This is a genomic window from Xylanibacter ruminicola (genome assembly GCF_900107775.1).
GTDB lineage: Bacteria > Bacteroidota > Bacteroidia > Bacteroidales > Bacteroidaceae > Prevotella > Prevotella ruminicola_C.
The window spans coordinates 1,008,346-1,021,220 of the sequence record NZ_FNRF01000001.1 but is presented as its reverse complement, the minus strand read 5'-3'; the positions used below and the strand labels follow the sequence as shown (position 1 = coordinate 1,021,220).

General features: G+C 46.1%; 13 protein-coding genes. 7 read left to right on the top strand and 6 right to left on the bottom strand.

The features are described 5' to 3' along the window. Nucleotides 1-103 precede the first annotated feature (103 nt). Nucleotides 104-259, bottom strand: coding sequence for a 50S ribosomal protein L34 (gene rpmH, locus BLU97_RS03940; RefSeq protein WP_013063965.1), 156 nt, complete (start codon nucleotides 257-259; stop codon nucleotides 104-106). A 174-nt stretch (nucleotides 260-433) separates the two neighbouring features. Here rpmH and efp point away from each other — a divergent pair, with 174 nt between their 5' ends. From efp to radC, 3 genes are read left to right on the top strand one after another with little or no spacing between them, the layout of a single operon-like run. Next, a complete protein-coding gene (gene efp / locus BLU97_RS03935) occupies nucleotides 434-1,000 on the top strand; it encodes an elongation factor P (protein ID WP_013064453.1) in 567 nt (188 codons plus the stop codon). Then, a complete protein-coding gene (locus tag BLU97_RS03930) occupies nucleotides 1,000-1,989 on the top strand; it encodes a glycosyltransferase (RefSeq protein ID WP_074760324.1) in 990 nt (329 codons plus the stop codon). Before efp ends, BLU97_RS03930 begins: the two co-directional genes overlap by 1 nt. Beyond that, entirely contained in the window at nucleotides 1,986-2,675 is a 690-nt protein-coding gene (gene radC / locus BLU97_RS03925; RefSeq protein ID WP_074760323.1) for a RadC family protein, read from the top strand. Before BLU97_RS03930 ends, radC begins: the two co-directional genes overlap by 4 nt. Before the next feature lie 21 nt (nucleotides 2,676-2,696). On the opposite strand, the gene BLU97_RS03920 is transcribed toward radC, so the two are convergent. The 4 genes from BLU97_RS03920 to BLU97_RS03905 are packed head-to-tail and all read right to left on the bottom strand — an operon-like array spanning nucleotide 2,697 to nucleotide 8,271. Beyond that, nucleotides 2,697-3,389 (bottom strand): hypothetical protein, encoded by a 693-nt coding sequence (locus BLU97_RS03920; RefSeq protein ID WP_074760322.1) that lies wholly within the window; start codon nucleotides 3,387-3,389, stop codon nucleotides 2,697-2,699. A gap of 22 nt (nucleotides 3,390-3,411) precedes the next feature. Beyond that, nucleotides 3,412-7,251, bottom strand: coding sequence for a hypothetical protein (locus BLU97_RS03915; RefSeq protein ID WP_139208751.1), 3,840 nt, complete (start codon nucleotides 7,249-7,251; stop codon nucleotides 3,412-3,414). A 12-nt stretch (nucleotides 7,252-7,263) separates the two neighbouring features. Next, nucleotides 7,264-7,710 carry a hypothetical protein gene (locus tag BLU97_RS03910; RefSeq protein WP_074760320.1) on the bottom strand — a complete coding sequence of 149 codons (447 nt, stop codon included), beginning with the start codon at nucleotides 7,708-7,710 and terminating at the stop codon, nucleotides 7,264-7,266. A 24-nt stretch (nucleotides 7,711-7,734) separates the two neighbouring features. Further along, a complete protein-coding gene (locus tag BLU97_RS03905) occupies nucleotides 7,735-8,271 on the bottom strand; it encodes a zinc-ribbon domain-containing protein (RefSeq protein WP_074760319.1) in 537 nt (178 codons plus the stop codon). A gap of 171 nt (nucleotides 8,272-8,442) precedes the next feature. On the opposite strand from BLU97_RS03905, the gene BLU97_RS03900 reads away from it, so the two are divergent. From BLU97_RS03900 to BLU97_RS03885, 4 genes are all read left to right on the top strand, one after another. Then, nucleotides 8,443-9,039 (top strand): hypothetical protein, encoded by a 597-nt coding sequence (locus tag BLU97_RS03900; protein WP_139208749.1) that lies wholly within the window; start codon nucleotides 8,443-8,445, stop codon nucleotides 9,037-9,039. A gap of 327 nt (nucleotides 9,040-9,366) precedes the next feature. After that, nucleotides 9,367-11,346 carry a hypothetical protein gene (locus BLU97_RS03895; RefSeq protein ID WP_139208747.1) on the top strand — a complete coding sequence of 660 codons (1,980 nt, stop codon included), beginning with the start codon at nucleotides 9,367-9,369 and terminating at the stop codon, nucleotides 11,344-11,346. Nucleotides 11,347-11,430: 84 nt separating this feature from the next. Then, a complete protein-coding gene (locus tag BLU97_RS03890) occupies nucleotides 11,431-11,721 on the top strand; it encodes a zinc-ribbon domain-containing protein (RefSeq protein WP_175456289.1) in 291 nt (96 codons plus the stop codon). A 22-nt stretch (nucleotides 11,722-11,743) separates the two neighbouring features. Further along, entirely contained in the window at nucleotides 11,744-12,346 is a 603-nt protein-coding gene (locus BLU97_RS03885; protein WP_074760315.1) for a hypothetical protein, read from the top strand. Here the strand turns inward: BLU97_RS03885 and BLU97_RS03880 are convergent. Continuing rightward, nucleotides 12,325-12,849, bottom strand: a complete 525-nt coding sequence (locus BLU97_RS03880) for a hypothetical protein (protein ID WP_175456288.1) — start codon at nucleotides 12,847-12,849, stop codon at nucleotides 12,325-12,327. The two genes, BLU97_RS03885 and BLU97_RS03880, sit on opposite strands and share 22 nt — an antisense overlap. Between the last annotated feature and the right edge of the window lie 26 nt (nucleotides 12,850-12,875).

Sequence of the window (12,875 nt, the reverse complement as noted above, 5' to 3'; positions counted from 1 at the left end):
TTCTTTTGCGAATTTTGTGCAAAAGTACATAAAAAAACAGAAAGAAGCAAAGATTTCACTCTACTTCTTTCTATTTTAACTCATTTTCTAAGTTCCTCTCGGATTACTTTCCGTGATTCTCGTCAGAAACTGTCAACTTCTTGCGGCCCTTAGCGCGACGAGCAGCCAGTACTCGACGACCGTTCTTGGTGGCCATTCTCTCACGGAAGCCGTGCTTGTTTACGCGACGGCGATTGTGTGGCTGAAATGTTCTCTTCATTGTGAATACTTATTTAATTTTGTTATTTATTTACCGATTTGGGGTGCAAAAGTACTCATTTCTTTTGAATTACGCAAATTTTATACGATTTTTAGCTAAACTTTTTATGTTTTTTTCCAAAAAAGCAGTACCTTTGCACCCGAAAACGATATAAAAGTAATATTTTAAAGGTTTATGATTAATTCACAGGACATTAAAAAGGGCACCGCCATTCGCATGGACGGTGGCATCTGGGTGTGCATCGATTTCCAGCACCGCAAGCCAGGTAAGGGTAACACCATCATGATTATCAAAGTTAAGAACGTTTCAGACGGTCGCGTACTGGAGCGTCGCTTCAACATCGGTGAGAAGCTCGAGGATGTAATCATCGAGCGTCGTCCTTACCAGTATCTCTATGAGGACCAGTCTGGTCGTATCTTCATGAATCAGGAGACATTCGAGCAGATCCCCATCGACAACGAGCTCGTAATCGGTCATGAGTACATGAAGGAGAGCGACATCGTGGAGGTTGTTTCTGACACTACCGATGGTACTATCCTTTACGCTGAGATGCCAGTTAAGACCGTTCTCCGCGTTACTCACTCTGAGCCTGGTGTTAAGGGCGACACTGCTACCAACACTCTGAAGCCTGCTACTCTGGAGACTGGTGTTGAGATTCGTGTTCCTCTGTTCATCAACGAGGGCGACCTGATTCAGGTTGACACTCGCGACGGTTCTTACCTGCAGCGTGTAAAGGAATAATGAGATACTCGATCATCGTTCCCGTCTACAATCGTCCCGACGAGGTAGACGAACTGTTACAGAGCCTCAGTGAACAAACCGTTAAGGATTTTGAGGTTCTGATAATAGAGGACGGATCAGTAAAACCATGCAAGGATGTTTGCGATAAATACGCAAGCATCCTTGATTTGCATTATTACGCCAAGGAGAACAGCGGTCCCGGTCAGAGTCGCAACTACGGTGCCGAACGTGCTAACGGTGAGTATGTTATCATTTTAGATAGCGATGTGGTACTGCCCGCAAGCTATCTTCAAGCTGTCGAGGATGAGCTCAAGCAGAACCCATGCGAAGCTTTTGGCGGTCCCGACGCCACACACCCATCGTTCACCCCGATACAAAAGGCCATCAGCTACTCGATGACATCCTTTTTTACCACTGGTGGTATCCGAGGTGGAAAGGCTAAGCTTGATAAGTTCTATCCCCGTTCGTTCAACATGGGCATCCGTCGCGATGTGTATCTCCAGTTGGGCGGCTTTACCAAGATGCGTTTTGGCGAGGATATCGACTTCTCGTATCGTATCGTCGAGGCAGGTTATATGCCACGTCTCTTCCCCGAGGCCTGGGTGTGGCACAAGCGCCGCACCGATTTCCGCAAGTTTTTCCGTCAGGTGTACAACAGCGGTATCGCCCGCATCAATCTCGAAAAGCGCCATCCCGGCACTATGAAGTTAGTGCATCTACTGCCAACCGTATTCACCTTGGGTATCATCGGGTTGCTGCTCATTTCGCTTTTCTGGGCGCTCGCGTGCGTTCCTATTATATTATATAGTCTATTGCTCTGCATCGACTCAAGCATCAAGAACAAGAGCTTGTGGGTAGGATTGCTCAGCATCCCAGCCGCCTTTGTACAACTGATGGGCTATGGTTTCGGCTTCATCGAGTCGTGGTGGAAACGCTGCATACTGAAGCAGGATGAGTTTACCGCATTCGAAAAAAACTTCTACAAATGAGCGAGAAACTGAACATTAATCAGTGGGCCGAAGAGGATCGTCCTCGCGAAAAGATGGCTACGCTGGGTGCCGAGGCACTGAGCAGCGCTGAGCTATTGGCCATACTGATTGGTTCGGGTTCAACCAAAGAGAGCGCCGTAGATTTAATGAAGCGCATCTTAGCCGACTGCAACAACAGTCTGAACACCTTAGGCAAGAAATCCATTCACGACCTATGCCAGTATAACGGCGTAGGCGATGCCAAGGCCATCACCATCCTGGCAGCCTGCGAACTGGGCAAGCGCCGGCAGATGGAAACACCCGAGGAGCGTCCCGATTTAGGCACAGCCACTCGTATCTACAACCACATGCACCCAGTGATGCAGGATTTGGATGTAGAGGAGTTCTGGGTACTGCTGCTTAACCAGCAATACCGACTCATCAAGAAACTGCGTATTGCCCGTGGCGGCATTACCGCAACAACAGTAGATATACGCCTCATCATCCGCGAGGCAGTACTCTGCAACGCCACACAGCTGGTGGCATGTCACAACCACCCATCGGGTGGCATCACACCCAGCAAACAGGATGATGAGTTAACCATCAGCATCATGAATGCCTGCAAGCTGATGGACATCCACTTTGCCGATCACGTCATCATCACAGATGGCCACTACTACAGCTACCACGAACAAGGAAAATGTTAAGATTGATATTCCAACTAAGAATTACGGATTATCCTTCGTTGGAATATGATCAACCCTCTCCAAGCGGAAACCATAGCCCTTCTTCTTTTTAGTAGGAGGAGTATCCGTGGACTTTGATGAACGCTTACGAGTCGACTTATTTCGGTTCAAAGCTTTCGACTGCGGATTTTGCTGAGGCGTAACCTTCGGCTTTTCCGGCTCTGGTTCTGGCACAGAAACCTCAACTGGCTCAGGTTTAGGTTCCTCAACTATCGCTGGTTCTTCAACAGGTTCTGTAACCTCTTGTTCTGTTTCTGGTTCAGCAATAGTCTCAGGTTCTTCGACTGGTTCTGATTCCACTATTGTACTATCAGCAACAGCTTTTACCTGATGACCATCGTCATCAATTCCCATGCATGTACCGACTCCCCAAAGTAAGGCAATGATGACGACAATACCAACAACCAGTATCAAGCATCCACGTTTTAGAAATTTTCCAAGTCCACCGAACAGTGAAACGATGCCTGTACCCAGTGAGATTATTCCAGAGAGTCTTGGGAAAAACCATGTAAGACTTGGCAATAGGGCGTTAAGTCCCGACAGGGCACTACTGTTCCCAGCCTTATGCTTCGAGGTTCCACCTTTAGCTTTTTGTCTACGCTTCGGCTGATAGTTAGGATTGGGTTCAAAGTTGCTTTCCACCCAGAAACCTTGACCATTTTTATTCTCTTCCATATAGAATCCTTTGTTTATACGTTTACTTTGCGATCTCCCAACTCTTAGCTGTAGTTATCCGCTTCATGCAGGCACCCATATCGTCAGCGAATTGGTAGAAACTATAGTTCATGCTACGGAAAGCTCGCTGTATCTGGTCGATAGAGACCGTCGATCCAGCCTTGAACATATCCTCAACCATCTCCACTGCCTCACGCATGTGCTGCGGAATCATGCTCGTACCGTTGACTTTATAACGGGCAATATCATAGGGCTTGACGAAGTTGTTGAACTCTTTGGCCATCTGACGCAGACCTTCCATATACTCGTTTACGGCCTCGCTCTGCACGAGCAGTCGTTCTGCTTCGTTGGTGATGGTTTCTGCCTCCTTTAGCATCTTCTCAGCCGATTGGAAACGGTCATAGCCCTTGAAGGTCATGGCATCACCCACCTTGGTTGGGTTAGTGAGTGCCTCACCATGACGACTTTTATCTGCAAGTTTCTCCCAATCGACGCCGAAACTCTCATTATCATGCAATACGTCTTGGATGACAGTCTGATCCTTACCCTTGGCATACCTGCCATATACCTCAGCAGACGATGCAGACGAATCCGCAATCACATTCGACTTCGACGTGAAACGTCGAGTCGTCTCGTAGAAGTTGCGGTTATAGACTTCAACCACCTCTTCATGAGGCAGATAATGCGTCACATTGTTCTCGTCGACGAAATAATAAGTGATGTCACGGTCCATCGTAATGGTCTTTCCACTGGCCAATTGCTCGGCTTTCGACGATGTGGCATTCATGACCCGTATCTTCCTGCCAGGGTACTTCTTTGACAACTCCGCTATACTCTTGGCATCGGTAATCTCATAGATATTCTTCAAGGTGCCGTTCAATTCCTTGCGGACAACATCGTACTTCGAGCTGGCATTCTTCAACATATACATGGCTTGCTTATCGCCTTGTACCTCCAGAATCAGACGGTTCTTCAGAGCTACATTCGTCCATTCACCATTTTGTTCCGCCATCTCAATGGCAGCTCTCAGGTTCTTCACCTTCTCAGCAGCATTGGCACGTCCTGTCGCCATCGCTTTGTCGAGGTTCAAATCACCTGGCAAACGTGGCGCATTCTTGGCAGCATTCAGACGCATCTCTGCTACCGATGAAGCACGACGTGTAGCCTCCAAACTCTTCTCTGCCGATTCGCGGAACAGCCATCCCTTTAGGGTGTTATACGGCTTTTCAAAGCCCTTCTTGGCATTCTGTATAGCCTCACGCATGCCTTGACGGGTAAGGTTCTTAGCCTTTATTGTGCTGGCAGCGCCAGTAGCACCCAACACCATGAATGCACCATTCTTAATGCCTATCCAGAACATCTTCAGCATGCTGTCGCCGTTCTTGTCGTAAACGTACTCACGAATCTCTTCAGCAAAATCAACGGGCATAAAGATAAGTTCCGAAAGGCCCCATGAACCGACGCCTGCCACAATACGGCCAATGAAACCGATGTCTTTCTCTACCTGTTTTATGGCTTCGAACCACCATTCCAGCTCATCCTTGATGCCCAACTCTGGCGGCAGTTCCTCGTCCACGCCACCGATGTCACCCATGACCAGACGGGCATACGTGCTTCGGATACGATTAACGTTGCGCTTATCATAGCCGTAGGCTGCATCATAGCCTTCTATCTGCATCTCGGTGTATTTCACCAACGGGAACATGCGGTTCAATTGTCCAGTCTGGACAACTGACTCGATGATATGCATCAGGCGGTCGTAGGTGTGTTGGTCTTCCTTCATGAAGGCCTCGGCACTATTCATATCCTGGACTTCACGACGGGGCTGTGATGCCAGACGTATAGCATGAGTACAAGTGTAGATCTTTGGCTCTGGATTGTTCGGACCCTGATATTCCACCTTAATAATACACTCGGCATCAATACGGTTAGGCGCATCGAGCACACCCTTCAAACTACGAATGAGACAGAGGCGTCCCTCGTCGCATCGATCTGTCAGTGCTTCCATCTGCAGTCCCAACTTATCCACAAACTCCTGCTTCGATTCGTCCTTAGCCTTCACAGTAAATCCATCCTTACGCAGCGGAATAGGAGAAATCTTCAGCAGGGTATTACGAGAGATATCATAATCATAAAGCGTAAGTATGGCCTGATTCTCCTGCGACATATACTGCTTGCTGCCAGCCTTGATACGCAGTTCCGGACGTGTGCGGTGTTTCATCGGGTCATACTCTGTGATGTAACAGCCTATCTCGCCCTTGTCCTTAAACTCCACAGCCAGGCCCATGTAAAAGCGCAGCACAGGCAATGTACCTTCAAGCTTGGTGCCACGATCGTTCTTGGCCTCTACATGGAGCGTATAACTGAGGTACTGACCAGGGATGCCCTCATCCTTTGCAGGATCTTTCACTTTATCGCGAATATGCGCAAAGTGATGTTTTTTCTGAGCATCCCAATACACATCTACCCCATAATCACCTTCGTTTCCTTCACTATCTGTGATGTAGGCAGTTACACCATTCTCGCCCTCAAAGCCTGGCACCAGGAAAGGCAGTTCCAAAACCGACTCATATTGAGCGGGGATGGTCAGGTTCTCCTGGCCGAACTGTATCTCGCCCTTTTCTATGCGGAAGTGAACGCGGTTGGTATAAGTGCCCCTGTCAACAGAAAGGCGGAACTTCACGACACCCTCTTCGGGCGGATTATCATCCTGTGGGGCTGATACGAAACATGAACGCCAACCGTTTACCATGCCGTCGTCCTCCACTTCAAGGTAATTATCGGCAGAAGTAATCTCGATTTGTCGGGTCAGATTCTCATCCACCCATTCACCTCCTTTAGCAGGATGACGCACGATACAGGCACTAACACGCTGGGCAACATCGCCACTTATCAATGTACCATCGAAGTCTTTGTAGAACTTCATCTCCAACTGGTCAGGTTCTTCTTCGTCATCATCGTCCTCTTCTTCATTATCATCCGAATCATCTTCGTCTTGTTGGTCTTTAGCATTTCCTTTTCTTCTCTTTCTGAGTTTATTGATTAGATGAGTCAGGTAACCGATGATACCTGCAGCAACGGCAGCAGGAATGGCTGTTCCCCATGGACCTTTCTCATCGGGAGCTTCCGTATCATCCTCTGCACTGGCTGTTATGTCGCCTTCGCTGACTTTTACTTCTTCAACTTTTCCAGAAATATACAGATACTGACCGCTTAGTGCACCATCATATTCGCCCCACTTGTATTCTATTACATCTGGGTTATGATAATCTGCAAGGGTTGTACCTGTAAGAGGCTTACGCGTCAGCTTATCCCATTTCAATCCAATATTAACAGAACCATTACTGGCGAAGCCTGCATTGATAAAAAAGCGGATAATACCAGCAGTTTCGAACCAAGGTTCCTGACTGGCAGACAACACATAGTCTTTTGTTGCTTTATATCCAGTCTCAGTGCCATCAATTTTTACGGCTATATCAAAATGAAGGTTTGTAGGGCTAACCGTCACATTGCCGACGGGCAAGAGTGCGAAATGAGGAGAGCCACCATAAGTTGCGCGTTCCACCTTACACTTTCCTTTAACCGTGATGGCTGGGAGTTTAGCTGTATACACCTCATAATTGGTCTTTCTGGTAACTGTCTGGGCAGGAATGGTTATAATGAATTCATCATTCGTTGCCCAGAAATGAGCTTTCCCAGAAAAGCCTCCCCATCCCTCTCCGTCATTCACGTTGAACTCCTTCAGTTCGAAGTCCATATCAATCAGGGCTTTCTTTGAGTCGCCACTAGCCCATGCACCTAAGGGCATCAGGAGTGCCAATGCCGTCAGCAGGGTTTTGAGATATCTCCTAATTTGAGTCATAGCATAACGGTATTATTCGGTTGCTTTATACATTTTCCATTGACTATGGGGCAATACCAAGAAGAAACCCTGCGTCTGGGTATTCTGTGGTCCCATCTCTCCATGCAAGCCCACTTTCTTTGAACCTTGGGAAATCTGTGCAGGAGTGGCAATAGAGAATTTCAGGACGCCTTTTGTCTCAGCATTCAACTTCTTAACCATATTCTCTGCCTGCGTCCTTGTAACTTTTGCAGCCTTCGTGACACTGGTACCAGCAGAGTGAGCCTTCGAGCCAGTGGCAGCCCAGTATTCATTATAAGTAACGGGCGTGGTAGTGATGGCATATTGAGTGCCAACAGGTCGCATACGAACAATCAGATTATACAGTGTTTTCTCACGCTGCTCTTCAGACATACCTTGAGCATTTACTGCTGTAACAATAGCAACAAGTGCTAATAATGTAATAACTAACTTTTTCATAATATTTATAGTTTTATTTGTTATTCACTTGTCTGGCTCAACGGGTGGCTGATTCATGCCATTATGATCGTAGTAAAGCACAGTACCGCAGAGATCGCAATAGTTCTCGCCTACTACCCCTTTATTATGGCAACATGCACAATCCAACTCATCACCAACTGCAGCTTTTGCATTATTCTTACGGTGCACAGACGGCACTGCCAAGGCTTTAGACAAGAAATACCACGCAAGCCATACTACCCAGAACGAGCAGAGAATCATACATATCTTCTCATACACACCTTCTTCGTAATTATCTATCATATAAATGATGCCCAGTACGATCAAAGCCGTGATGATGCTTCCGATGATGTATTTGAACAGGAAACGAACAAACGTAAAATGGAATGGACCCAGACCTACATGGGGCGAGATACGCTTGTTGACGGGGTAGCTAAACTTACTGTGTTTGACGGTTCCATTATATCGTGCACCACAATGCGGGCAGAATTTCTTCCCTAAATGAACACGCTTCCCGCAGTGCCAACAGAACATATTTCCATAACCGATGTATTTATGCATAATAACTAGGTTTGTTTATTTCGCAAATATAGGGAAAAAGTCTGACTGCGTTACTTACAAAAATCGTAAAAAGACTATCAATTCTTGCATTGTAAGTCGTTTTAGCCCCATCATTATTGCTTTTCTTGGATATTAGCGGTAAATTTGCGGAATAACTATAGGATTCACGATATGAATAAAATTTTTTGTTTTGCAACAGTTCTGCTAATGGCCTGCGGTTCTACCCCATCCCAGCAGATAACTAACGATGCCGCTAATATCGAAGAGGATGCCGTTAAACATCTTCATGCAGTATTAAATAGTGCCAAGGGACACATGATGAGCGCCACAGAACTGGCTCATCAAGACGGCTATCAAAACAATAGTGTTTTTGCTGTCAATCTTCCTATCACGAATGCTGACGAACATCCATTGTTTGACACACCTTACATCGATGATGCAACAGGCAGCACCATCGTATTCCATCAAGATACTATCAAGGGAGACACTATCTGCCCCATCGGCACAGCCGACCTTCGGACAGTTATACATGATTGGGAGCAGCAAGCACCAGATACAACAATAAATTATCGTGTGCATGCTCGAGGTAATGGCCTTTACACCTTTTATAATATCAAGCACAAAGGTTGCCATTGTCAGAATCACGACAAGCATCCCGATGGATTCCCAGAGTATGCAGAATGCATCGTATGGATAAAGCCTGGCAGCAAGGATCTCCTCATTACTTGGGGCTACAAACGCTCAGAGAAAACCTATCATACAAAATAAGAACTAAAAACACCTAAGACTATGCATAAGATTATATTCCAAAGATTCTTTCCTGCGATTATTGCTCTTTTCTTGGTTTCTGCCATGCAGGCTCAAGAAGCGACATGTTGGAAACTCGTTGGCACAAAGTTACATAACATGCCATCTGAGGAGTATAAATCTATGGGAGTCGCTGGTCGCGAAAACAATGTACAGATCAATTATTCCTTTGATCAAAACGCTATCAAGATAGAGAAGTTTATTGTTGGGCAATACTTATCGAGCTACAAGGATGACCCTGAAAAACAAAAGAATGCAACATTAGCTCATGACCATTACGGCGAAAGTATGACAGCAAAACTAATCATCAAAGGTTTACCTGATATCATAGAGGGGCCGACAGAATTAAAGGTGGAGCTAAGTATCAAAACCACCTGCAAACATGGAGACACCTTTTCGACCGTACCCAACGTAACCGTTGTTGACGGAAACGGTGAGGCCAGTGTGAAAGGAGGAGCCAAAGTTCTGCCCGTTAGTCGTAAAGAGAATACCAGTAGTATCTCTGTGGATGAAAAATCGTATGCCACCTTCACTAAGTCTGGCGACAAACAGATATGGCAGATACCTTTTGGTATGCTCAATGCCAAGATGGAGAAAAAGAAAGTATATCGCTACATTGGCATCGCACTTTCATCGTCATACGGCGTTGCACAGCCTACAACCCCTATCGTCTATTTTGTCTATGAGCTTGTTCGGGCTAAGAAGGTGATAAAAGAAACAGAAGACTTCTGCTGGGTATTCCATAGTTCTGCCGTATATGGGGCTCATGAGTATGAACGCGATGACGATGGAGGTGTTGTAACGGAACGGCGTCAGTACGACAAGGGTGTATTCCGACTGGAACGCGAATACCGACATAACGGGAAAACGTACAACGCAACGGCTCAGGGCATCGCCAAAGGTCTGAAGAGTATCTACCATCCTGGCGACGAGGTGGCAGTGAATTACGAGCTAACATCGAATCCAGACGATGGTCCACGTGAGAATGCCATTTGGGCACGAGCTACCATCAAATACAAGAGTCTTGGCTGGAATGCTGACAACTGGGAAAGACAGGGTATTACAAACGATACAGAACTTCCTGGTGCACTAATAGATGATGACAACTACCAAATCATTGTAGTTCCCAGTGGTGAGAAGTACAACACAGTTATGAAAAACAATGTGGTATCGCCCAAAGAGGCAGGTTACACTAATGATGACGAAGGTGATAGGAAGATGTACATCATCTTGTCGTGCTGCAATATGGATGCCGTTTATTGTTATCACTGGGCATCGGAGAAGGATGCGGCGATCATCGAAGAGGCAGGCGGAGGCGCAACAGCAATTACCACTGGCAATTCTGACAGCGACGATGGAGGCACCTCACCAGCCATACCAATTATTGTAGGAGGATTGATCGGTTGGGCCGTTGTTAAGATTATCCGTAAGGGTAAGAAAGCTAAGAAGACGGTGGTAGAGAATGTTTCAGGTATGAAGAAACGCCAGGGTGAATCTGAGGAAGAGTTTGTTAACCGACAGATCCAGGAAGACTTGCGCCAAAGAGGTGTCAAAGAGTATTTGAAGCCCCAAAAAGGTGAGAGTTATAAGTCGTGGCGCTGGCGTCAGGATGAGTTCGAGAAAGCCACCAAAGAACGAGATAAAAAACATCAGTCCTATGTGCGTGAGCATACCTCGATGAGGGATGTGACCACCCCAGAAGAAGCACGAAAAATGATGGATGATGAGATGACAAACAAACTCCAGCCTGACCAAGAGCGTAATAGACGCATTGAACGAAACTGGGATATTGCTTATAAGACAACCTATGCGGCTCGTGAAGGAAGTAAGTGGGCCCTCAGGACAATAAGTTCATATTCCAAGGCAACAGGTGGAGCGCATGCGGCTTCTGTAGCAGATGGCGGTTTAGCATTAATTGCTGGAGCAGAAGAGTTGGGCAATTGTATTAATGAAGGTGAGACAGTTGTGAAGACTATCGCTCGTACAGCCATTAAAGGCGGTGCTGAGTACGGAAAGTCGAAGATCAATTCCACAGGCAATTATAAGGACTTAAAAAATATCGGAGGCAAAACAGGTCTTGACACAATAGCAAATACCACCGTTGACATCATCAAAGGAGAGGCAAGTGTTAAGAAGTCGCTTATTGATACTACAAAGAGTTTCCTTCAGAATGGCGTCGATGAAAAGTTCTCTGATATCGGAAGTAAATCAAAATCATTCTGGACTCATGCAGGCATGCAAGTTGGCAATATTCAAGTAGAATTTTGAAGTTTTTTTGAATAATCACGAAAGGACATACTTAATATGGAAAAAGAACAAGAGAAGTATTTACCGGCCATCCACCTGATACAAGTGACACATGCTGGGAACGTGGTGGTGTTGGATCCCGTAACACTGAAAGAGGAGTTTCTTGTGGCCAACAAGACTTACGACCGTTTTACGAATTCCAAAGGGGTAGAGTTTACTGCCGAGGAAATCGTGGCATACACTAATCAACGTCTGGAGCAGCGTGCCGCTATGGAAGAGGAAAAGGGAGAATCTATGTCAGAAGCAGAGTCAAGACGTGCTTTCTGTCCCTATTGCGGCGCTCGCCTGAAAGAGGGGAACAGATTCTGTACCGAATGCGGAAAGAAAATAGACTAAGAACAAATAGAGTATTCAAGCTATGGAAAATAAAGACAAAGTTCAGTTATGCCCAGATGGCAAGTACCGTTGGGCTTATGAGGTAAATATGTATCGGAACCCAACCATCTTCTATGTGATAGCAAACATGTTTCTTATCTGCTATCTGGTAAGCGTTGTGTTATTCTCGGTCATCAATTTCTGCTTGGACGAGGAGGTGCTGCCATCCATACTGATGTTGACGGGTGTGTTTCTGTTTCTCTTTCTAATAACCATTCCGGCTTATCTAGTGATTGCAGCCATTATGGGAGGAACCTATGCCGCCCTGTTTGTAATGGACGAGAAAGGCATTGAGCACCATCAGATGCCCAAGAAAGTGAAGAAGCTGCAGCTGATCAATACCATTGGCGGTTGGATAGGAGCAGCCAAGGGCGATATGGGCATGGTGGGCCTGTCTCTCTTCTCCTCTGGTGTACAGGTCACTAAGACAGAATTCAAGCATGTCCATTCTGTAAAGACAGTCCCTCGTCGCAATCTTATCAAGCTCACAGAGGCATGGTACAGCTGGAACCACATCTATGTGGATGAAGAGGATTACAACTGGGTTTGCCAATACATCAAAGATCACTGCCCAACGGCATCATAATCTGTAGCAGTTCTAAAGAAAGTCTGCTGTGTTTCCTGACAGCCACGAGTAACAATAATACTATCAGCACCAGGAAACACATATACTAATCGTCCTTCAAAACGAGCTTCCTCATTATTATATAAGGTATAGAGGCCTTTTCCGCGAGATTGCACTACATATTGTGCAGTACCCTCCAAACTGTCAGCAGGCATACCCCAATGATTCTCTCGCAAAGCAATGGTTACGCTAACACTTGAGCCGTTCTGATGAAACAGTATACTACTACCTGTAGAGGAGGAAACATAAAGTTGACCAGTTTTAGGCAACGTGTTTTCATCTGTCAGCGGCAAATGAATTTCGCAACCAGCCCCTCGCAACTTATCAGCAAAACCAGGCGTCATCTCAGCCAGCTGGTCAGCTGTCATTTTCTGTCCCTCTTCACTATTTAAAAGCGTCTCTAACTCTTTCTGCGCATTAACATACGACGGATGACAGGCTGTTAGGATAGTACTAACAACCAATAACATCGTGATTAATTCAAGTAATT